This is a genomic window from Phaeobacter sp. CAU 1743, from assembly GCF_039839315.1.
Classification (GTDB): domain Bacteria; phylum Pseudomonadota; class Alphaproteobacteria; order Rhodobacterales; family Rhodobacteraceae; genus Phycobacter; species Phycobacter gallaeciensis_A.
The window spans coordinates 67,930-87,699 of record NZ_JBDOQR010000009.1 but is presented as its reverse complement, the minus strand read 5'-3'; the positions used below and the strand labels follow the sequence as shown (position 1 = coordinate 87,699).

The 19,770-nt window shown below is 62.6% G+C and carries 19 protein-coding genes and 1 tRNA gene; 10 read left to right on the top strand and 10 right to left on the bottom strand.

The genetic code is table 11. The features are described from left to right. Positions 1-97: 97 nt before the first annotated feature. Both AAFO90_RS05815 and AAFO90_RS05810 read right to left on the bottom strand, forming a co-directional pair. The gene (locus AAFO90_RS05815) at positions 98-439 is read right to left on the bottom strand and encodes a sarcosine oxidase subunit delta (protein ID WP_274833451.1); all 342 of its coding nucleotides are present in this window, start codon (positions 437-439) and stop codon (positions 98-100) included. A gap of 106 nt (positions 440-545) precedes the next feature. Continuing rightward, on the bottom strand, positions 546-1,790 hold the full coding sequence (locus AAFO90_RS05810) for a sarcosine oxidase subunit beta family protein (RefSeq protein WP_347508820.1): 1,245 nt from the start codon (positions 1,788-1,790) through the stop codon (positions 546-548). A 246-nt stretch (positions 1,791-2,036) separates the two neighbouring features. On the opposite strand from AAFO90_RS05810, the gene ccmI reads away from it, so the two are divergent. From ccmI to AAFO90_RS05795, 3 genes are read left to right on the top strand one after another with little or no spacing between them, the layout of a single operon-like run. Next, positions 2,037-3,287, top strand: coding sequence for a c-type cytochrome biogenesis protein CcmI (ccmI, locus tag AAFO90_RS05805; RefSeq protein ID WP_347508819.1), 1,251 nt, complete (start codon positions 2,037-2,039; stop codon positions 3,285-3,287). After that, positions 3,284-3,757 (top strand): Holliday junction resolvase RuvX, encoded by a 474-nt coding sequence (gene ruvX / locus AAFO90_RS05800; RefSeq protein WP_274829099.1) that lies wholly within the window; start codon positions 3,284-3,286, stop codon positions 3,755-3,757. The genes ccmI and ruvX overlap by 4 nt, the downstream gene beginning before the upstream one ends. A gap of 4 nt (positions 3,758-3,761) precedes the next feature. After that, positions 3,762-3,995, top strand: coding sequence for a DUF1289 domain-containing protein (locus AAFO90_RS05795; protein ID WP_065273486.1), 234 nt, complete (start codon positions 3,762-3,764; stop codon positions 3,993-3,995). A 68-nt stretch (positions 3,996-4,063) separates the two neighbouring features. Here AAFO90_RS05795 and dusA read toward each other — a convergent pair whose 3' ends face one another. Continuing rightward, positions 4,064-5,059 (bottom strand): tRNA dihydrouridine(20/20a) synthase DusA, encoded by a 996-nt coding sequence (gene dusA / locus AAFO90_RS05790; protein WP_347508818.1) that lies wholly within the window; start codon positions 5,057-5,059, stop codon positions 4,064-4,066. A gap of 336 nt (positions 5,060-5,395) precedes the next feature. On the opposite strand from dusA, the gene AAFO90_RS05785 reads away from it, so the two are divergent. Continuing rightward, a tRNA-Ser gene (locus tag AAFO90_RS05785) sits at positions 5,396-5,485 on the top strand. Positions 5,486-5,961: 476 nt separating this feature from the next. Here the strand turns inward: AAFO90_RS05785 and AAFO90_RS05780 are convergent. The 7 genes from AAFO90_RS05780 to AAFO90_RS05750 all read right to left on the bottom strand — a co-directional run bounded on the left by AAFO90_RS05780 (position 5,962) and on the right by AAFO90_RS05750 (position 12,467). Then, positions 5,962-6,630 carry a hypothetical protein gene (locus tag AAFO90_RS05780; RefSeq protein WP_347508817.1) on the bottom strand — a complete coding sequence of 223 codons (669 nt, stop codon included), beginning with the start codon at positions 6,628-6,630 and terminating at the stop codon, positions 5,962-5,964. Positions 6,631-6,709: 79 nt separating this feature from the next. Then, positions 6,710-8,017 (bottom strand): TRAP transporter large permease, encoded by a 1,308-nt coding sequence (locus AAFO90_RS05775; RefSeq protein ID WP_274838020.1) that lies wholly within the window; start codon positions 8,015-8,017, stop codon positions 6,710-6,712. Then, positions 8,017-8,523: a TRAP transporter small permease gene (locus AAFO90_RS05770; protein WP_347508816.1), complete on the bottom strand. Its 507-nt coding sequence runs from the start codon at positions 8,521-8,523 to the stop codon at positions 8,017-8,019. Before AAFO90_RS05770 ends, AAFO90_RS05775 begins: the two co-directional genes overlap by 1 nt. Positions 8,524-8,589: 66 nt before the next feature. After that, positions 8,590-9,588 carry a TRAP transporter substrate-binding protein DctP gene (gene dctP / locus AAFO90_RS05765; RefSeq protein WP_065272366.1) on the bottom strand — a complete coding sequence of 333 codons (999 nt, stop codon included), beginning with the start codon at positions 9,586-9,588 and terminating at the stop codon, positions 8,590-8,592. An 82-nt stretch (positions 9,589-9,670) separates the two neighbouring features. Further along, entirely contained in the window at positions 9,671-10,261 is a 591-nt protein-coding gene (gene leuD / locus AAFO90_RS05760; RefSeq protein WP_274830604.1) for a 3-isopropylmalate dehydratase small subunit, read from the bottom strand. Then, the gene (gene leuC, locus AAFO90_RS05755; protein ID WP_347508815.1) at positions 10,258-11,655 is read right to left on the bottom strand and encodes a 3-isopropylmalate dehydratase large subunit; all 1,398 of its coding nucleotides are present in this window, start codon (positions 11,653-11,655) and stop codon (positions 10,258-10,260) included. The genes leuD and leuC overlap by 4 nt, the downstream gene beginning before the upstream one ends. Then, positions 11,652-12,467: a GntR family transcriptional regulator gene (locus AAFO90_RS05750; protein ID WP_347508814.1), complete on the bottom strand. Its 816-nt coding sequence runs from the start codon at positions 12,465-12,467 to the stop codon at positions 11,652-11,654. Before AAFO90_RS05750 ends, leuC begins: the two co-directional genes overlap by 4 nt. Positions 12,468-12,608: 141 nt before the next feature. Here AAFO90_RS05750 and AAFO90_RS05745 point away from each other — a divergent pair, with 141 nt between their 5' ends. Genes AAFO90_RS05745 through AAFO90_RS05720 form a run of 6 tightly spaced genes read left to right on the top strand, consistent with a single transcriptional unit; the run spans position 12,609 to position 19,745 of the window. Beyond that, on the top strand, positions 12,609-13,175 hold the full coding sequence (locus AAFO90_RS05745) for a nuclear transport factor 2 family protein (protein WP_347508813.1): 567 nt from the start codon (positions 12,609-12,611) through the stop codon (positions 13,173-13,175). Continuing rightward, on the top strand, positions 13,172-14,866 hold the full coding sequence (locus AAFO90_RS05740) for a hydantoinase B/oxoprolinase family protein (protein ID WP_347508812.1): 1,695 nt from the start codon (positions 13,172-13,174) through the stop codon (positions 14,864-14,866). The genes AAFO90_RS05745 and AAFO90_RS05740 overlap by 4 nt, the downstream gene beginning before the upstream one ends. Beyond that, entirely contained in the window at positions 14,863-16,929 is a 2,067-nt protein-coding gene (locus tag AAFO90_RS05735) for a hydantoinase/oxoprolinase family protein (RefSeq protein WP_347508811.1), read from the top strand. The genes AAFO90_RS05740 and AAFO90_RS05735 overlap by 4 nt, the downstream gene beginning before the upstream one ends. Beyond that, a complete protein-coding gene (locus AAFO90_RS05730) occupies positions 16,926-17,528 on the top strand; it encodes an isochorismatase family cysteine hydrolase (protein ID WP_274830599.1) in 603 nt (200 codons plus the stop codon). The genes AAFO90_RS05735 and AAFO90_RS05730 overlap by 4 nt, the downstream gene beginning before the upstream one ends. Next, positions 17,525-18,385 carry an isocitrate lyase/phosphoenolpyruvate mutase family protein gene (locus AAFO90_RS05725; RefSeq protein ID WP_347508810.1) on the top strand — a complete coding sequence of 287 codons (861 nt, stop codon included), beginning with the start codon at positions 17,525-17,527 and terminating at the stop codon, positions 18,383-18,385. Before AAFO90_RS05730 ends, AAFO90_RS05725 begins: the two co-directional genes overlap by 4 nt. Continuing rightward, positions 18,372-19,745 carry an FAD-dependent oxidoreductase gene (locus tag AAFO90_RS05720; RefSeq protein WP_347508809.1) on the top strand — a complete coding sequence of 458 codons (1,374 nt, stop codon included), beginning with the start codon at positions 18,372-18,374 and terminating at the stop codon, positions 19,743-19,745. Before AAFO90_RS05725 ends, AAFO90_RS05720 begins: the two co-directional genes overlap by 14 nt. Positions 19,746-19,770 lie beyond the last annotated feature (25 nt).

Here is a 19,770-nt window from a genome sequence, read left to right as displayed (position 1 = left end):
GCGAACCTTTCACGATAAAAGGCGGTGGTATTCGGTGTGTGTTCCGCGAAACGGGCCATGCCCGGCTGCGGTCGGTACATGTGGTGCGTTCCGTCTGTCATGACTTTGCGTCCGAGAACTCGCGCCAGCTCCAGCCGGGGCGTTTGGCGGTGATCGCGTCGCGGATGTCCTGCGGCGGCTCGGTGGTCTGCGCCGAATAGGTGCCAAAAACCTCAAGCGTCATGGTGCAGCGGGCCGCGTGGAACCACTTACCGCAGCCATTGACGTGCCGCCAGCGTTCGAAATGCACGCCTTTGGGGTTTTCCCGCATGAACAGGTAGTCGTGGAACTCATCATCCGAGGAGCCGGGACCAAAGCGCGTCAGATGCGCCTCACCGCCACCGTGCAGTTCGGTTTCTTCGGCTTTGACGCCGCAATAGGGGCATTCAAGGATCAGCATGGGCCATGCTCCGGTTTGATCTGGTCTACAGCGCCCGAACCGAGGGCGAGGATCGGATGCGATGCGACGCGGGGCGTCACATTGGATGAACGAAGGGAAGCAACCATCAGTGGGCGACCCCGGCTGCGACGCTCTCGTCGATGAATTTGCCTTCCTTGAAGCGCATCATCGAAAATTCCTCGGCCAGCGGCGAATGGCCGGTTGCCATCAGCTCGGCCATGGCCCAGCCAGATCCCGGAATGGCCTTGAAGCCGCCGGTGCCCCAGCCTGCGTTGACGAAACAGTTCTGTACCGGCGTTTTCGAGATGATGGGCGAGCGGTCGCCGGTCACATCCACGATACCGCCCCACTGGCGCAGCATCTTCAGGCGCGACACCATCGGGAAGGTTTCGTTCAGCGCACGCACGGTTTCCTCGATATGGTGGAAGGACCCGCGCTGGGTGTAGTTGTTGTAGCCATCCGTACCGCCACCAATCACCATCTCGCCCTTGTCGGACTGGCTCATGTAGCCGTGCACGGTGTTGGCCATGACCACCACATCCATGCAGGGTTTGATCGGCTCTGACACCAGCGCCTGCAGCGCCACGCTTTCGACCGGCAGGCGGAAGCCCGCCATCTGGGACAGGTGCGAACAGTTGCCTGCAACCACCATGCCCAGCTTGTCGCAATCGATCGCGCCCTTGCTGGTGTCGACACCGATGACCCGACCACCTTCAGTGCGCACGCCGGTGACTTCACATTGCTGGATGATGTCCATGCCCATGGCCGAACACGTCCGGGCATAGCCCCAGGCCACCGCATCGTGACGCGCGGTGCCGCCGCGCTCCTGCCACAGGCCACCCAGCACAGGGTAACGCGGCCCTTCAAGGTTAATGATCGGCACCAGTTCCTTGACGCGCGCGGGTTCGATCCACTCGGTCGACACGCCCTGCAGCGCGTTGGCATGGGCGGTACGCTTGTATCCGCGCACCTCATGCTCGGTCTGGGCCAGCATGATGACGCCGCGCGGAGAGAACATCACGTTATAGTTCAGATCCTGGCTCATATCCTCGTAAAGCGAACGCGCCTTTTCATAGATCGCCGCCGACGGATCCTGCAGGTAGTTCGAGCGGATGATGGTGGTATTGCGCCCGGTGTTGCCGCCGCCCAGCCAGCCCTTTTCCAGCACCGCCACATTGGTGATGCCGAAATTCTTGCCAAGGTAATAGGCCGTGGCAAGGCCGTGCCCGCCCGCGCCGACGATGATCACATCATAGTGGCGTTTGGGCTCGGGGGCGCGCCAGGCGCGTTCCCATCCGGTGTGGTAGCGCAGGGCCTCCCGCGCGACTGCAAAGGCTGAATAGCGTTTCATGAGCGAATCCGATGATGCGTGTCTGTTCTTGGGTATGCCCGAGGTGCGGTTCCGGGCCGTGCCGTTTATCGTCGCATTTGTGCATAGTTGCGACATCACCTTTCCACCACGTCTGCGACCTTGCCGCACGGGGTCTGCCCAGCCCGCGGGCCGCCCCACTTACCGGGCACGACAGGGTGACGCAGCAGTTAGGTCTTTTTTCCGCGCCTGCGGAGATATAGATGGGGATCAAACATCGGAGTAAGCATGGTTTTCTGGATCCTCATCGCATTCATGGCCCTGGCCATCGCCGGATTGATGGCATTGGTTCTGTTGCGCAGCCGCGCAACGGGAGAGCCGCCTGCGGCCTATGACCTGCGCGTCTATCGCCAGCAATTGCGCGACGTGGACAAGGATCTGGCGCGTGGCGTGATCAACGAAGCCGACGCCGGCCGTATCCGCACCGAGGTCTCCCGCCGCATTCTGGCCGCCGATGCGCAACTGCAGGAACAGACCGAAGGCGCGCGGCAACCCCGGATGGCGACCCGCGCGGTGGCGGTGATCATCGTTCTGGGGATCTGTGGCGGAACACTGGGGATATACGCGACGCTGGGCGCACCAGGCTATGGTGACCTCAGCCTCAAGAGCCGCATCGCCATGGCGCAGGAGCGCGCCGACAGCCGCCCCAGCCAGGGCGAAGCTGAAGCCCAGGTGCCGCCTTTCCCGGCGCCCGAAGTCGAAGACAGCTACCGTCAGCTCGTCGATCAACTGCGCCAGACCGTGGCCAAGCGTGAAGACGACGCTCAGGGTCAGGCCCTGCTGGTACAGCACGAAGCGAACCTCGGCAATTTCATCGCGGCCTATCAGGCCAAGGAAAAGTATATCAACATCATGTCCGGCGATGTGGAAGCCGCCGATTTCGGCGAGCTGGCCGAGCTGATGATCATGGCAGCCGGTGGCTATGTCTCTCCCGAAGCGGAAAAGGCGCTAAGCCAGACGCTGCGGCTGGACCCGGAAAACGGACCGGCACGCTATTACTACGGGTTGATGCTGGGACAGGTGGGACGGCCTGACCTCTCCTACCAGATCTGGGCGGAAACCCTGCGCAAGGGCAATGCCGATGATCCCTGGGTCCGCGGCATTCAAAGCCAGATCGAAGAGATGGCCGTGCGTGCCGGGGTCGATTATCAGCCGATCCAGCCCAAAGGCGCGCCGACCCCGCCCTTTGCTGGCGCCATGCCCGGCCCCGATGCGGCGGACGTGGAGAACGCCGCCGAGATGAGCGAAGCCGACCGGGCCGAGATGATCCGCGGCATGGTGGCTCGCCTGTCGGACAGGCTCGCGACCGAAGGTGGCACGGTCCAGGAATGGTCCCGTCTGATCGGGGCGCTGGGAGTGCTTGGCGATCTGGATCAGGCCCGCGTCATCTATGACGAAGCTCGCCAGACCTTTGCCGGGGACGCCGCCGCGCTTGACATGATCACCCAGGCCGCCCGTCAGGCAGGGGTGGCCGAATGATCCTTGATACCTTTGAAGAATTCGCTGCCGCCCTGCCCTCTTACTCTGCGCTGGTCGGGCTGGACCTGGGCGAGAAAACCATCGGCGTCGCCGTGTCCGACCGGATCGGCGCGGTGGCCACACCGCTGGAAACCATCCGGCGCAAGAAGTTCACCCTCGACAGCGCGCGCCTGCTGGAGATCATCAAGGAACGCGAGGTAGGCGGCATCCTGCTCGGCCTGCCGCGCAATATGGATGGCAGCGAAGGACCTCGCTGCCAATCCACCCGCGCCTTTGCCCGCAACCTGACGCGACTGACCGAACTGCCGATCGGCTTCTGGGACGAAAGGCTGAGCACAGTTGCCGCCGAAAAAGCCCTGCTGGAGGCGGATACGTCCCGCAAACGCCGCTCCGAGGTGATCGACCATGTCGCCGCCTCCTATATCCTGCAGGGAGCGCTGGATCGGATGAGGCATTTGGGCAATGGATGACGGCATGAGCGACAAGGTCTGGAAACGCGACGAAATCCAGTCGCCTTGCATCAAGATCTGTGTGGTTCACCCCGCAGAGCGGATCTGCACTGGCTGCTACCGCTCGATTGACGAAATTACCCAGTGGTCGCGGATGAGCAATGATGAACGCGCTGCGGTGATGGAAGAACTTCCGGGGCGTGCCGCCGGGCTGACCAAACGCCGTGGCGGTCGCGCTGCCCGACTGGAGCGCAAATAACGCCGCCCGCGTACAGCGGTCAGTCAGCACAGGATTGATGGTTCACCGGTCTCCTGCTGACGGATGCCTCAGGCGGCAGAGCGCTCTGCCACCTGGGACAGCGCTTCCAACACCAAATCAGGACCGGCCCCCGGACGGTTCGCCCCCTCGGAGAGGATCCGCCGCCATGCACGCGCGCCGGGTTTACCGGCAAAAAGACCCAGCATATGTCGGGTAATCTGATGCAGCCGCGCGCCATCGCTCAACTGCCGCTCGATATAGGGAAGCATCTCATGCACCACGGCGGATGCGTCGCGCGGCTCGCCGGTGCCATAGATCACCGGGTCGGCAGCCGACAGAATATCGGCGGGCTGGTGATAGGCCGCGCGTCCGACCATGACACCATCAAGACCCCGGTCCAGATGTTCCCGCGCCGCGTCCAGGGAGGCAATGCCACCGTTCAGTGAGATATGCAGATCGGGAAACGCCGCCTTCATCTGATGCACCAGATCGTAATCTAGCGGCGGGATATCCCTGTTTTCCTTGGGTGACAGCCCTTGCAGCCAGGCCTTGCGCGCGTGGATCGTCACGCGTCGGCAACCCGCAGCGCGAATTTTCTCCAGAAACACCGGCAGGATGTCCTGCGGTTCCTGCTCATCGACGCCGATGCGGCATTTCACGGTGACATCGACCTGCACCTTACCGCGCATGGCCGCCACGCACTCCGCCACAAGATCCGGCGTCTGCATCAGAACCGCCCCGAAGGCACCGGATTGCACCCTATCGCTGGGACAACCGCAATTGAGGTTCACCTCATCATAGCCCGCCTCTTCGCCAAGCCGCGCGGCCTCGGCCAGTTCCTGCGGCTCGGACCCGCCCAGCTGCAGCGCCACCGGGTGCTCCTCGGGATTGAAGGCCAGCAGATGCAAGGCCCCACCCCGCACCAGCGCAGGTGCGGTGACCATTTCTGTGTATAGGAGTGTCTCACGGCTCAACAGGCGATGCAGGTAACGACAGTGCCTGTCGGTCCAGTCCATCATCGGCGCCACACTCAGACGCGCTGCTTGTTCCAGCTTGGTATTCACAGCCTTGGCTCCATCCTCAATACGGCCTGCCTTCGGCGCAGGCCGGGGTGCCCAGTCATACACGATTCGACAGGGCTGGGGTGTAGCACATTTCACCGGAGGCAACAGGGAGCCACGGGAAACCCACAGCGCCGTGAACGTCGCCCCCCTGCCCCAAACCAGATTTCGCGGCGAATAACCGCCCCGAACAAGGCAGGAATTGCCCACTGCGAGCATTGCAGACAGGCCATCCTGAAGGGCCTTAGAACCGGACATTTCGCCCCTCGAAAAACATTGGATTTTTTGCCGAAAATGGTCTTGCAATCCCCCCCGAAATACATCAGAAGTGCGCCTCACGGAGAGGTGGCCGAGTGGTCGAAGGCGCACGCCTGGAAAGTGTGTAGGCGGGAAACCGTCTCCAGGGTTCGAATCCCTGTCTCTCCGCCACTACCCACCTCAAGCTCAGCACTCTTTTTCAGTAAAATCGGACACATAGAAGTTCCTAGGCGCTCTATGTAACAAAAGTTGCTTCACATTTTGCTCCACATTCCTGATCTCGAGCCGCTGCTCCCGCTGATTGCACCAAAGGGTAACTAGCTTCCGCTCTTCGGATGAGGGTCGGCCCGCCCTCGCTGACGATACCTTGTCTTCAAGGCCAGATCAGTAGAGCGGCATGAACAAGCAGCAGCATGATCAGTGCGGCGCGCACGAACAGGGTAGAATGCCTGCGCGAGCATAGTCGCAGGCGGCGAAGTGGTGGTCTCATCGTCGCTCCTCGATCTGATGGGGCGGGAGCGTCGGAGCTCTCGTAGCAGCTAAGGAGTGGTGATCATCACCGACGCGCCGAACGCCGGGGGATCCAATCCCGGCGCCGGGGCCTTCCAGCCCCTCAAGGAACGGCACCCAGAGCGGGCGCCGAACAGCTATTCGGCTTCGATCATGCGGATGCTGAGCCTGATCGCCTCGGCGACGATCTGATTGACGGTGGCGAAGGCAACGACACGCTGAAAGGCAACCTTGGCGATGACAGCCTCGAAGGTGGCGCGGGCAATGACGTTGTGCGGGGTGGGTTTAGCGACGATGTGCTGGTCCGCGGTGGCGGCAACGACAAGTTGTTTGGTGGTCGCGGGTCCGACAAACTGAACGGCGGCGCTGGTGACGATACCATGGACGGTGGCGCGGGCGATGACATCCTGCGGAGCGGCCGCGGCGCCGACCTTTTGACCGGTGGCGACGGAGCCGACGATTTCTTTTTCCGGCTTTCGGGTCCGAGAGGGACCGACACTATCGCCGATTTCGCGAGCGACGATCTCGATATCATCCGACTGGACCGGATCGACGCTGACAGCTCCACTGAAGAGGACGACGCCTTTACCTTTATCGGCAGTGCTCACTTCAGCGGCACCGCAGGGGAACTTCGCGCGGCGGATCGTGGCGATTTCCAGCGCATCGTCGGCGATGTGGACGGTGATGGAAATGCAGACTTTGTGATCAAGGTCCTTGGCACCGATGCGGCAGAGGCCGACTGGTTCGCGCTCTGACCTCACCGCCCCGGGCGGAGCAATGAAAACGAAGAACGCTGCCAGCAACACATGCTGGCAGCGTTTTCATTTCTACGATCCGATGCTCACAGCAATTTGCCCCATGGCTTTCCGTGCTTTGGCAAAGCAGTCACAGCCCCGGCAGCCACAGCGCCAGCTGAGGAAACAGGATCAGCAAGGCGACCAGCAGCATCGAGCAGGCCATATAGGGAAAGGCCGACATGTAGATATCGCGCATCGTGGTATCCTTGGGCGCCACCCCCTTCATCACGAAAAGCAACAGTCCGAAGGGCGGCGTGGTGAAGCTGATCTCCAGCGCCAGCAGGATGATCAAACCGAACCATATCGGATCGAACCCCAGCGAGGCCGCCAGCGGAAAGAAGATCGGCACGGTCAGCAGCATCATCGAGATCTGCTCCATGAACATGCCCAGCAGCAGCAGCACACAGAACATCACCAACAGCATCGCAACCGGCGCCAGATCAAAGGAGGTCGCCCAGCGGATCAGCCCGCTGGAGGCACCGGAAAAGGCCAGCAGCTGGCTGAAAGTGGCTGAGCCGAACACGATCAGATAGGCCATCAGCGTCACTCGCAGCGCGCCGACGACGGACTTCTTCATCGCCTCCCAGCTGAGACAGCGAAACAGAATGGCAAGGATCAGGACCCCAAGCGCGCCAAAGGCGGCGGCCTCGGACGGGGTGATCAGCCCACCAACCATGCCGATGACGATCAGAACCATGACCGACAGCATGGGCAAGACGTCTCCGAACAGCAGCCGCGCCTTTTCGCCAAAGGTGAGCGTCTCAACCTCATAGGCAGGGGCAGCTGTCGGGTCGATGCGGGTCTGCAGGTAGATGACACCGATATAAAGGCTGGCCAGCACCAGCCCCGGCAGGATCCCCGCGATCAGCAGCGCGCCGACGTCAATGCGGGCGAGCGTAGCCAGCAGCACCGCCAAAGCAGAGGGCGGAATGATGATCGCCAGACCACCGGTGCCAAGGATCGGCCCGATCGACATGTGCTTCTTGTATCCGCGGCTGGTCATCTCGGGTACCATTAGGCTGCCCAGCAGCGCGGTCGAGCCCATGGAGGAGCCGGACAGCGTCGAAAACGCTGTCCCGCCCAGCACAGTCACATAGGACAACCGCCCGGGCAGCTTACCCAGAAGCCGGTCGATGGCATTGAACATCCGTGCCCCAAGGCCAGTGTGAAAGAAGACCTCTCCCATAAGCAGGAACAGCGGGATCGGCACCAACGCATAGTTCGTCAGCCCGCCAAACCCGTTGTTGAGCAGCAGCGTGATCCCCTTGGCACCGCCCATGAAAAACCAGGCCCCAACGATATTGGCCGCCAGAAAGGCAAGCGCGACCGGCATGCCGATGGCCATCAGAACCAGAATCGAGCCCAGCAGCAGGGCCAGTGATTCAAACCATTCCATTATTCGTGTATCCCCGCTTCGCCCGAATGCATCAGGTCGCTGCCAAATACGAAACGGGAAAATTCAATCGCCATCAGTCCAAAGCTGACCGGAAAGGCGATCGTCAGGATCCATTTCGGAAAGTAGTAGGCGCGCACGTCCAGATCATTGCGCGCGATATTGCCCAGAAACAGCTCTGCGCCCTTCCAGGCCAGGATCACTGACACCAGAACACAAAGCGCGGCCACCAGACGGCTGACCACCCGGCGCACGTCTGCGGGCAATGCAGCGGTGATCAATTCTATATGCACATGACCCTTTTCACGCACCAACCAGGGGGCGCCCATCATGGTCATGTACAAAATGGCGTATTCGGATGAGGTGAAAAGCCAGGCAAAGGGCTGAAGCCCAGCATTGCGCATCACCACGGACAGGGTGACCGAAATCATCAGCCAGACCAGCATGAACCCCGCGATGCCCGCCATCGCATATAGGAAGCCTTGATAGAGCTTTCCGACCATTGCCATTTCTCATCCTTTCCGAAGGCAGACGGCACGCCGGACCCGCGATCCGGCGTGCCGCCCCGTGGCTGTTTACTTGTCGTAGAACAGCTCGATCAGCTTGTCGTAGTTGCCGTCTCCCTGGGGGCTGTCGGCCATCAGGCCCTTCATGCGGTCCCAGGTTTTCTGCGTGGCGGCCGCCAGATAGGCGTCGGCGGCGTCACCTTCCAAGGTCACGACTTTCATGCCGGCCTCTTCAAGGGCCGCGAAATCCGCGTCGCGCAGGGCACCCAGTTTGGCGGCGCTTTCCGCCTCGTGGGCGATTGCAACATCCTGCAGGATCTTGCGCGATTCCTCGGACAGGCTGTTCCACTTGTCGAGATTCACGATGGTGCCAAGGTCGGTCGAGAAGAAGCAGGGTTCGATCCGGTAGTTCAGGAATTCGTTCCACTTCAGATCGATCAGGCCGATCTGGGTCCAACCGGTCGCATCCACCACGCCACGCTCCAGCGCCGAATAGACTTCGGTGGTAGGCAGGTCGATCACCTGCGCGCCCAGGTATTCGGTGAAGAATGCGTTGTAGACCGCATTGCCGCGCAGTTTCAGACCGGACACATCAAGGTTGCCGTCGGCGTCCAGCTTCGGCTCATTGCGGGTCCACAGGTTGTAGCAGACTCCCGAGTCAAACCAGCCGAGGTATTTGACGCCCATCTTTTCCTGGTGGATCTGGTCAATCAGTTCCAGACCGCCATTGGCGCGGGTTTCTACCGCCGTCAGGTTTGAGGTCACAAGCGCGTCTTTTTCCGGCAGGGCGCCGGCGTAGAAGCTGCCCGGTGTGTAGACCATGTCCACAACGCCCGAACGCACGGCGTCCGGCTGCTGGAACATGCCGATGGCCTCGGGGCCGCCACGGACCTCGATATTGACGACACCTTCACCCGCCGCGTTCACCTTGTCGACGAACTCAAGGAAGGATTTGGTGTAGATCAGCGATTCCGGAAAGGCGTGTACGGCGGTCAGCGTGTCTTCGGCAAAGGCAGCCGAGGTCATCGCCGTGGTGACAAGGACTGCACCAATCATACTGTGCTTCATTTTGTCTTTCTCCCTGGTGATGGGGTGCCTTGTGACGCCCCTTTGGTTGTGGCCTCGGCCCCCAGCAGGGCCCGTTGCCGTCTTACGTCGCGGGCCAGGCCCATGGGTGCTGAGAAGCACGGGCCGCCCGAAACGTTGAAATCCGTTCTTGGTGCTGAGCGGTCAGGTCGATGTCGTCCCAACCATTGACCAGTTTTTGCTGCCAGACGGGATCAATCTCGAAAGAGACCTCCTGCCCGGCGATGCTGGCACGGCCAGCAGCCAGATCGACGGTGGCCGCCACATCATTGCTGCCGATAGCGCTGATCAGCGCCTCGATCTGTTCTTCTGGCAGGCGGGCGGGCAGCAGGCCGTTGTTGACGGCGTTGCCAGCAAAGATGTCGCCAAAACTGGGGGCGAAGACCGCCTTTATCCCGAAATCCACCAGCGCATAAACGGCAGCCTCGCGGCTGGAGCCGCTACCGAAATTGCGCCGCGTCACGAGCACCGAGGCGCCGGGATGCAGGTTCAGCACATGCGCGTCGTCATCCTGACGCGCATCGTGCAGCAGAAATTGGCCATATCCCTCGCTGCGCGGCGCCGACATGAACCGCGCCGGGATCAGCTGATCCGTGTCCACGTTCTCCTGCGCCAGCGCCACCGCCCGGCCTTCGATCTTGCTCCACCCACTCATGACCGGCCCTCCAGCAGCGGGCGCACATCGGCAAGATGTCCGGTAACGGCGGCGGCGGCGACCATGGCGGGACTCATCAGATGGGTCCGCGCGCCGCGTCCTTGCCGCCCGCGGAAGTTCCGGTTGGTGGAGGAGGCGCAGCGTTTGCCCGCCTCGACCAGATCGCCATTCATGCCCACACACATGGAACAGCCGGCATCGGCCCATTCCAGGCCCGCATCGGTAAAGATCTGCGCCAGCCCTTCAGCCTCGGCCTGTTTCTTGACAACGGCGGATCCCGGCGATACCAGACCGGGCACCTTGGCCTGGCGTCCCGCCAGAACCTTGGCCGCGAGGCGCAGATCCTCGATCCGGCCATTGGTGCAGGAGCCGATGAACACCTGATCAACCGCGATGTCCTCAAGCGGCATCCCTGCTTCAAGGCCCATGTAATCGAGCGTTGCACGCGCCTGATCCTGCTTTCCTCCGGGCAGGTCTGCCGGGCGCGGCACACGGCCAGTGATCGGCAGCGCCTCTTCCGGAGAGGTGCCCCAGGTCACCGTCGGGGCGATCTCTGCGGCTTCGATTGCAACCTCCTGATCGAAGATGGCCTCCGCATCGCTGTAGAGCTTTTGCCAATCCGCCAGAGCAGCCTCCCAGGCGGCACCCTTCGGGGCGAAATTGCGCCCTTTCAGATAGTCGAAAGTGATCTGATCCGGCGCGATCAGACCCAGCCGGGCACCACCCTCAATACTGAGATTGCACAGGGTCAGGCGACCTTCGATGCTCAACGCCTCAACCGCGCTGCCCGCGTATTCGATTGCGTGACCCCTGGCGCCATCCGCGCCCAGTTCGGCGATCCAGTGCAGTGCAAGATCCTTGGCCGTGACACCAGCGCCAAGGGCGCCATTGACCGAAATCCGCATGGTCTTGGGCCGACGCTGCCAGATCGTTTGGGTTGCCAGAATATGGGCGACTTCGGTCGCCCCGACGCCAAAGGCCAAAGCCCCAAGCGCCCCGTGAGTGGAGGTATGGCTATCCCCGCAGTTGATCAGTAGTCCAGGCAGCGTCAGCCCCTGCTCGGGGCCAAGCACATGCACAATGCCCTGCCCCGGATCGTGCAGATCGAACAGCCGGATGCCCTGTGCCCGTGCATTCTGGCCCAGAGTGTCGATCATCCGGCGGATATCGGGCGCGACAGCGCCCGGTCGTGTTGGCGCATAGTGATCGACCACCGCAAAGGTCAGATCAGGTTCGGCTACTTTCAGGCCCCGCTGCGCCAGCTTGGCAAAGGCGTGGTGCGAGCCTTCGTGCACCAGATGCCGGTCCACCCACAGGAGGGACATGCCATCGTCGCGTCGCATGATCTCATGCGCAGCCCAGAGCTTGTCGAACAGGGTCTGCGGGGCAGTCATTCGGCTGCCTCTTTGCGGGCCGGATTGATCACCGGCTCCCAGTGGCGGGTTTCGCCCACGCCGACGTGGTTCAGCGACATCTCAAGCCGGAACATGTCAGGCCGGTAGAGTGCGGCAAGGTATTCGACCCCGCGGCCTTCCTCGTCGCGCACAACCCGGTCGAGGGACAAGAGCGGCGCGCCGATCCGAACACCCAGCGTTTCGGCAACTTCCGGAGAGGCCAGCGTCGCGCTGACCGTCTGATGGGCGGAGTCGACTTTGACGCCCGAGCGCTCCAGAAGGCGGAACAGTGGCGTCGTGGCCAGTTCAGCCTCTGTGTAATTCTGCGCGATTTCTTCCGGCACCCATGTGGTCAGATGGGAGAAAGGTTCATTTTCAACCAGACGCAGGCGTACCGCTGTTTGAACCCGCACCTGCGCCCCAAGGCCCAACGCCTCGGCAACGCCGCCGGGCGCGGCGCCATAGCTGAAGGAGAGCAGCCGTGCGGTGGTGTTCCGCCCCATTTCGACCAACTGCGGCATCAGGGTACTGAAGTCCGCCGCCATCGAAGGACTGGACTTCTGCGCGCAGACCGTTGTGCCGGATCCGACACGGCGTTCAACCAGCCCGTCCTTCTCCAGCACATCTAGCGCCCGACGCACAGTGACACGGGACACGCCCAGAGTCGCGGCCAGCTTCTGCTCACCCGGCAGCACGCTCCCCGGCGCGTAAACACCACGGGTAATCTCTTGATGCAGATGCAAAAAGACACGCTGCGCCTTACCCCCTTCAGGCAGACCTTTGCTTGCGGAAGATGCCAGATTCTGTCCCATATTTCTCCTTTCACTGCCTCTCAAGCCTAGCGATGGTTTTTTCAAAAGCAACAAATCTATTCACAGATGTTCAAAATATTTGACCTATGCGCAGCAAATAATCTGTATTACAAAAGATACCAATTTAGAAAAGGAGACTTCATGCCCGTCATCGAACTCCACGTGATGCAGGGATATAGCGCAGACGAGAAAACGCGGCTGTGCGCGGCGCTGACCAACGCGGCGCGAATCGTCGTGCCCGCCCCGCCCGAGGCCGTTACCGTTATGATTCATGAGCTGGATCCTGCGGGCTACATGCGCGGTGGCGCGCATCGCAGCCCCGCCCCCGCCCTCCCCGATCCGGTATCTCTGGTGCGCAACTACCTGACCGCGATGGAAGCGCGAGAGATAGACACGGCCCGGGCGCTGCTGGCTCCCGGCTTCTCCATGACGTTCCCCGGCACCGCCCCGATGACGACGCTGGAAGAGCTGATCGAATGGGCAAAGCCCCGATACAATTTCGTCACCAAGACATACGAGGGCTTCGAAGCGCTGCAATCGCCGCAGGACGCCGCCGTTGTCTATTGCCGCGGCACCCTGTCGGGCGAATGGCCGGATGGCACCCCCTTCAGCGGCATCCGGTTCATCGACCGCTTCGAAGTGGTGGACGGGCGTCTCACCCGGCAGGACGTCTGGAACGATATCGCTGAAACAAAGGCAAACCCATGACCAAAGAGATAGACCCGATCACGCTGGCCGTGCTGGCCGGACGGATGGAGCAAATCGCGGATGAAATGGATGCCACTCTGTTTCGCGCCGCCTTCAACCCAATCATCGCCGAGGCCCATGACGCATCGCACGGCCTCTATCACGCGGTGTCGGGCGACACTCTGGTACAGGGCAAATCCGGCCTGCCAATCTTTGTCGGGGTGATGTCCTTTGCGGTGAAGGCCGTCATCGAAAAGGCCGCCGAAAACGGCGACCTGGAAGACGGCGACATCTATATTTTCAACGATGCGCATCTGGGCGGCACCCACCTCAGCGACATGCGGCTGGTGCGGCCCTATTTCCACGATGGTAAACTGTTCTGCTATCTCGCCTCGGTCGGACATTGGCACGATGTGGGCGGCGCCGTGCCGGGCAACTACAACCCCGCTGCCACCGACGCCTTTCAGGAGGCCTTTGTCCTGCCGCCGGTCCGGCTGGCCAAGGCGGGCAAGATCCAAACCGACATCACCGACATCCTGATGCGCAATACCCGTCTGCCGCAATCGGCGCAGGGCGATCTGAATGGTCAACTGGGGGCGCTGGATCTGGGCGTGAAACGTCTCGATGAATTGCTGGCTGAATATGGCGCAGAAACTGTGCGCGCGGCCCTTGATGCCTTGCAGGACCGTGCCGAAGCGCTGATGCGTTCGGAGCTGACGGAACTGCCCGACGGCCGCTGGGAGGCCGAGGATTTCCTCGACAATGATGGCATCACCGATACGCCGCTGGCGATAAAAGTCGCGCTGGAGATTAATGATGACCGGATGACGCTGGATTTCACAGGAACCGCAGACCGCTGCGCAGGCCCGGTGAACATTGCGCTGCCGACGGCAGTCGCAACCGCCTATGTGGCGATCAAGCATATCTTCCCATCCCTGCCCGCAAACTCTGGCGTGATGCGGCCGATCGAGGTGAAGATCCCCGATGGATCGCTGCTGTCGGCGCCCTTCCCGGCGCCAGTCGGCGGCTACACCGAAACGATCCTGCGCATGGTTGACGTAATATTTGCCGCGGCCTCGCAGGCGGCGCCGGATCGCGTCGTCGCCAATGCCTATGGGACCATCAACGCCCTGTCGATTTCCGGCAAACGCGCCAATGGTCAGCCCTGGGTCATGTTCAGCTTTTACGGCGGCGGCCATGGCGGTTCCATCGAGGGCGACGGGCTAAACCACGGCAATGCGCCAATTTCGACCGCGACAATCCCGCCGATGGAAATCCTTGAGGCCGCCTATCCGGTGATGTTCAAGCAATGGGCCCTGCGCCCCGACAGCGCAGGCCCCGGCATGCATCGGGGCGGCATGGGCGCGACCTATGAAATTGAAGTACTGGAGGAAAGCGCCACCGCCTTCCTCTTCGGTGAACGCGGCCGCTTTGCGCCCAAGGGCGCGGCGGGCGGCGGCGATGCTGCGCTCAATGTCTTTTCCTACGAGCAGGCAGATGGCTGGCATCACCCGCCGATGGCCTCGAAAATGGTTGGGATCAAGCTGGAGCGCGGCCAGTCAGTGCGGCTCGATACCCCAGGCGGCGGCGGCTACGGCCCAGCGTCCCAGCGTCCGGCAGCCGATGTCGCCCGCGATGTGGCAGGCGGGTTGATGAGCCCTGACGCAGCGACCAAAACCTATGGCCCGGCCTGGAAAGAGGTGACCCAATGACCAGCAGCAACCGCATGATCGGCGTCGATGTCGGCGGCACCTTCACCGATATCTTCGTTCTGGACGAAGCCACCGGCACCGCCGAAGTCGCCAAGGTGCCCACCACGCGCCCGGACCAATCCGGCGGCTTCCTGTCCGGGATCAATTCCCGCGTCGATGATCTTTCGACCGTCTCGGTGGTGGTGCACGGAACCACCGCAGGCACCAATGCGCTGCTGGAGCGTAAGGGCGCCCGGATCGGGGTGATCACCACAATGGGCCTACGTGACGTTCTGGAGATGCGCCGCCGCGATCGCCCGCGCACCTGGGGTCTGCGGGGGAACTTCACTCCGGTGGTGGACCGCGCCCTGCGGCTGGAAGTGCCGGAGCGCACACTGGCCGATGGCACTGTGCGCACGCCGGTGGATCTGGACGCGGTGCGCGCCGCCGCCCAGCAACTGATCGACGAAGGGTGCCTTGCCTGCGCGATCCTCTTTGCCAACAGCTATGCCAATGGCGAAAACGAACGCGCCGCCGTTTCTGCCGTGCGCGAGATGTGGCCCAATGCGCATGTCTCGGCATCTTCGGAGATCCTGCCGGAAATCCGGGAATTCGAACGTTTCTCCACGACCGCGCTCAATGCCTATCTGCAACCCGAAGTCTCGGGTTATCTGGCGCGGCTCGAAACCGCGCTGAAGGACGGCGGGTTCGCCGGGGAGTTCATGATCGTCCAGTCCAATGGCGGCGTGATGGATGTGGACACGGCGGCAAAACTGCCTGTCCGCACTGCTCTGTCGGGCCCGGCGGCTGGTGTCATCGCAGCCGGATACATTGCCGAAGCGGCCGGCTTTCCAGATGTCATCACCGGCGACATGGGCGGCACCTCCTTTGATGTCAGCCTGATCGCCAAGGGCGCATCCATGCTGTCGCCGCAAACCTCGATCGATTTCGGCATGGTGGTCCGCTCCCCGATGATCGAAATCACCACTATCGGCGCGGGCGGCGGCTCGATTGCCTGGGTCGACAAGGGTGGCCTGCTGAACATCGGACCGGAAAGCGCCGGCTCCACTCCCGGCCCAGTGGCCTATGGTCAGGGCAACACCCGCCCCACCGTGACCGATGCCAATGTCGTTCTGGGCCGCATCGATCCCGACAACCCCATCGGCGGTAAGCTGGACCGGCTGGATGTCGAGGCCGCCAAGGCCGCGATCCTGGAACACGTAGGGCGTCCGCTGGGCATGGACGCGCTGCAAGCCGCCGAGGCGATCCTGCGCGTTGCCAATAGCCGTATGGCCGGAGCGCTCAGGCTGGTCTCTATCGAGCGCGGCTTTGATCCCGAACGTTTTGCATTCATGCCTTTTGGCGGTGGCGGCGCGCTGCATTCGGGCGCCATGCTGGCCGAGGTCGGTCTCGCCCGCGCCATCGTGCCGCGCTATCCCGGCGTGACCTCGGCGATGGGCTGCGTGATCGCCGATATGAGGCAGGATTTCGTGCAGACCATCAATTCGGTCCTGGCCGGTATCGACCTGCAAAGCCTGACCGGGTTCATGCAAAGCCACGTCGACAGCGGGCTGGCCACACTGGACGCGGCGCGCACCCATTTCGAGCGGCGCGACACCGAATTCACCCTTGATATGGCCTATCTCGGGCAGACCCACACGGTGCCTGTCACCCTGCCGGTCACCGTTGAAAACGGCGTCGTGACACCGCCGACCGAGGCGCAGATCGCCGATGCCTTTGATGCGGCCTATCGCGCCACCTACGGTCGACTTCTGGAAAACGGCACCCGGCGGGTGATCAACCTGCGCTCGGCCATCACCGGCCGCCGTCCGCGGTTCGATCTGGCAACGCTGGCACCCAAGGGCGGCAGTACCGAGCAGGCCTTCCGGGGCACGCGGCAGGTGCATTTCGACGGCACCTGGCACAAAACCAGCCTCTATGACCGGCTGGCCCTGCCCGTAGGCGCCGAAATCGCGGGTCCGGCCATTCTGGAGCAACCCGACACCACCGTCTTGATCGAACCCGGGCTCGTCGGCAAAGTCGACGCCTACGGCAATACACTGATCGAAAGGGCCAGCGCATGACCCCCTCCTCCACTGCCCTGCTGACAATTGACCTGCAAAACGACTTTTTGCACCCCGAGGGTGCCTATGGTCGTGCGGGTCAGGGCGCCGACAGCATCAAGGCCCTTCCGGACCGGATCGCGCCGGTGAAAGCCGCACTGACCAAGGCCGGGGGTAGTTATGTCTCGGCCCAGTTCACGCTGGTGCCGGGTCGTGGTGGGGAGCCGCTGATCTCGCCACACCTGAAAAAGCTGCGCCCCTTTCTGACCAAGGGCGATTTTGAACCGGGCAGCTTTGGGCACAGCCTTGTCGATACTCTGGCTCCGGCCGATTTCACGGTGGAAAAGGTGGCCTATTCGGCGCTGTATCAGACCCGTCTTGAATATATTCTGCGGGCGATGAAGATCGACACGCTGATCATCGGCGGTATCGTCACCAATGGCGGCGTTGCCAGCACTGTCCGCGATGCCCATCTGCGCGATATCCACACTATCCTGCTGTCGGATGGCTGCGCGGCCTTCAAGGACGACGTGCACGAGGCCACTCTGAAATCTCTCGGCTCGGTGACGGAGATCATGACCTGCGCCGAGGCAGTGACACTGCTGGGAGGCACGTCATGAGCCTGCGCAAGCGCCTGACCTCGCCCGAAATCCTGCTGGCCCCCGGTGTCTACGATGGCCTGACGGCCGCGCTGGCCACCGATGCCGGGTTCGAGGCCCTATACCTGTCGGGGGCCGCGGTGGCCTACACCCGCCTTGGCCGCCCCGATATCGGTCTCACCACTGCCTCGGAGATGGCAGATACCATGGCGTTGATCGCGGATCGAACTGACCTGCCGGTGATCATGGATGCCGACACCGGCTTTGGCAACGCGCTCAATGCACGGCGCACCATGCAAAGCTATGAACGTGCAGGTGCTGCCGCCCTTCAGGTCGAAGACCAGAGCTATCCGAAAAGATGCGGCCACCTGTCCGACAAATCGCTGATCTCCAAGACCGAGATGTCGGGCAAGATCGCCGCCATGGCCGATGCCCGCCGTCAGGACACGCTGATCATTGCCCGCACCGATGCCATTGCCGTCGAAGGATTTGATGCCGCCATCGACCGGGCCGGCAGCTACATTGAGGCAGGCGCCGACGTGCTGTTCATCGAGGCCCCGCGCGACAGTGACGAGCTGGCAAAGATCGCGGCGACCTTCAAAGGCAAGGTGCCGCTGCTCGCGAATATGGTCGAGGGCGGAGCCACGCCGATTTCCTCGGCCACGACCCTTCAGGACATGGGCTTCGACATCGTGATCTTCCCCGGTGGTATCGTCCGCGCCCTGGCGGTGACCGCGCAGAATTACTATGCCAGCCTGAAAGAATCAGGCTCTAACAAGCCATTTTCCGACCGGATGCACGATTTCGACGGGCTGAACGCGGCCATTGGAACACCTGAAATGCTGGCCCTTGGAAAGCGGTTCGATGGCAAGTCCTGATGTCGCTGAACCACCCGCATCCTTTGACCTGACGGTCGAAACCCTGATCATCGGGGCGGGCGCTGCGGGGATGGTGGCCGCCCTGGCCGCCCATGAGGCAGGACAGGAAGTTCTTCTGGTCGAGGCCGACGCAGTGCCATCGGGGTCCACCGCGCTCAGCGCCGGTCTGATCCCCGCTGCGGGCACGCAGTTTCAGACCGAGGCAGGCATCCAGGATAGCGCAGAGCGGTTTGCGCAGGACATTCAGGCCAAGGCCCATCATGAAAACGATCCGGGTCTGGTCGCCAGCATGGCCAGCACGGCGGCGCCGGTGATCGAATGGCTGACCCACGATCACGGGTTGCCGTTTTCACTGGTCACCGACTTTGACTACCCCGGCCACAGCCGCCGCCGCATGCACGGGCTGCCGACCCGTTCCGGGCAGGAACTGATCGACGCCCTGCGCGCCCGGATCGAAGCGCTGGATGTGCCGCTAATCTGCAATCGCCGCGCAATCAGACTCTATTCAAAGGAAAACCGCATCTTTGGCGCCCAGTTGCAGCTGCCCGATGACAGTACAGAAACCATCGGCTGCGCGCGGCTGATCCTCGCCTGCAACGGCTTTGGAGGCAATCGCACCATGGTCTCCACCCATATGGCCGAGATCGACAATGCGGTCTGGTTCGGCCATGACGGCAACCGCGGCGAGGCCGTGACCTGGGGGCAGGCTCTGGGCGCAGCGACCGCCCATCTGGGCGCCTATCAGGGGCACGGTAATGTCGCGCATCCGCATGGCATCCTGATCACCTGGGCCACCATCACCGAAGGCGGCGTGCAGGTGAATTGCCAGGGCAAACGGTTCTGGAACGAGGCGCAGGGCTATTCCGAGGCAGCCCGCGCCGTACTGGCACAGCCGGGCGGCACCGCCTGGGTGGTGTTCGACAGTCGCATCGCCGCCGTGGCGCGGCAGTTCGAGGATTTCAAGAACGCAGAAAAGCAAGGCGCGGTGCTAGCCGGTGAAAGCATTGCAGAGCTTGCCAAGGCGGCTGGCCTGCCCGCAGATGCGCTGGCCAATACCCTTGGCGATATACCCAACGAGGGCACGGACGCCTTTGGCAGACTCTGGAGCGGGCAGACCCCGCCACTGCGCCCCCCCTATCACGCGGTGAAGGTCACCGGCGCGCTGTTCCATACCCAAGGCGGGCTAGAGGTCGATCCCGCAACGGCCCGGGTGCGCCGCACGGCGGGTGGAAGATTTTACAACCTTCATGCCGTGGGCGGCGCGGCCTGCGGCGTTTCGGGCACCGGCGACAGCGGTTATTTATCGGGCAACGGGCTGCTGGCGGCGGTGACTTTGGGGTATCTTGCCGGGCGCGCCTAATCCAGCGCGCCCGTCGTTCGCAGTA

Excerpts from the sequence above, each read along its gene's own strand:
- AAFO90_RS05815 (WP_274833451.1), bottom strand. The coding sequence starts at position 439 with ATGCTGATCCTTGAATGCCCCTATTGCGGCGTCAAAGCCGAAGAAACC.
- AAFO90_RS05810 (WP_347508820.1), bottom strand. The coding sequence starts at position 1,790 with ATGAAACGCTATTCAGCCTTTGCAGTCGCGCGGGAGGCCCTGCGCTAC.
- ccmI (WP_347508819.1), top strand. The coding sequence starts at position 2,037 with ATGGTTTTCTGGATCCTCATCGCATTCATGGCCCTGGCCATCGCCGGA.
- ruvX (WP_274829099.1), top strand. The coding sequence starts at position 3,284 with ATGATCCTTGATACCTTTGAAGAATTCGCTGCCGCCCTGCCCTCTTAC.
- AAFO90_RS05795 (WP_065273486.1), top strand. The coding sequence starts at position 3,762 with ATGAGCGACAAGGTCTGGAAACGCGACGAAATCCAGTCGCCTTGCATC.
- AAFO90_RS05775 (WP_274838020.1), bottom strand. The coding sequence starts at position 8,017 with ATGGAATGGTTTGAATCACTGGCCCTGCTGCTGGGCTCGATTCTGGTT.
- AAFO90_RS05770 (WP_347508816.1), bottom strand. The coding sequence starts at position 8,523 with ATGGCAATGGTCGGAAAGCTCTATCAAGGCTTCCTATATGCGATGGCG.
- dctP (WP_065272366.1), bottom strand. The coding sequence starts at position 9,588 with ATGAAGCACAGTATGATTGGTGCAGTCCTTGTCACCACGGCGATGACC.
- leuD (WP_274830604.1), bottom strand. The coding sequence starts at position 10,261 with ATGAGTGGGTGGAGCAAGATCGAAGGCCGGGCGGTGGCGCTGGCGCAG.
- leuC (WP_347508815.1), bottom strand. The coding sequence starts at position 11,655 with ATGACTGCCCCGCAGACCCTGTTCGACAAGCTCTGGGCTGCGCATGAG.
- AAFO90_RS05750 (WP_347508814.1), bottom strand. The coding sequence starts at position 12,467 with ATGGGACAGAATCTGGCATCTTCCGCAAGCAAAGGTCTGCCTGAAGGG.
- AAFO90_RS05745 (WP_347508813.1), top strand. The coding sequence starts at position 12,609 with ATGCCCGTCATCGAACTCCACGTGATGCAGGGATATAGCGCAGACGAG.
- AAFO90_RS05740 (WP_347508812.1), top strand. The coding sequence starts at position 13,172 with ATGACCAAAGAGATAGACCCGATCACGCTGGCCGTGCTGGCCGGACGG.
- AAFO90_RS05735 (WP_347508811.1), top strand. The coding sequence starts at position 14,863 with ATGACCAGCAGCAACCGCATGATCGGCGTCGATGTCGGCGGCACCTTC.
- AAFO90_RS05730 (WP_274830599.1), top strand. The coding sequence starts at position 16,926 with ATGACCCCCTCCTCCACTGCCCTGCTGACAATTGACCTGCAAAACGAC.
- AAFO90_RS05725 (WP_347508810.1), top strand. The coding sequence starts at position 17,525 with ATGAGCCTGCGCAAGCGCCTGACCTCGCCCGAAATCCTGCTGGCCCCC.
- AAFO90_RS05720 (WP_347508809.1), top strand. The coding sequence starts at position 18,372 with ATGGCAAGTCCTGATGTCGCTGAACCACCCGCATCCTTTGACCTGACG.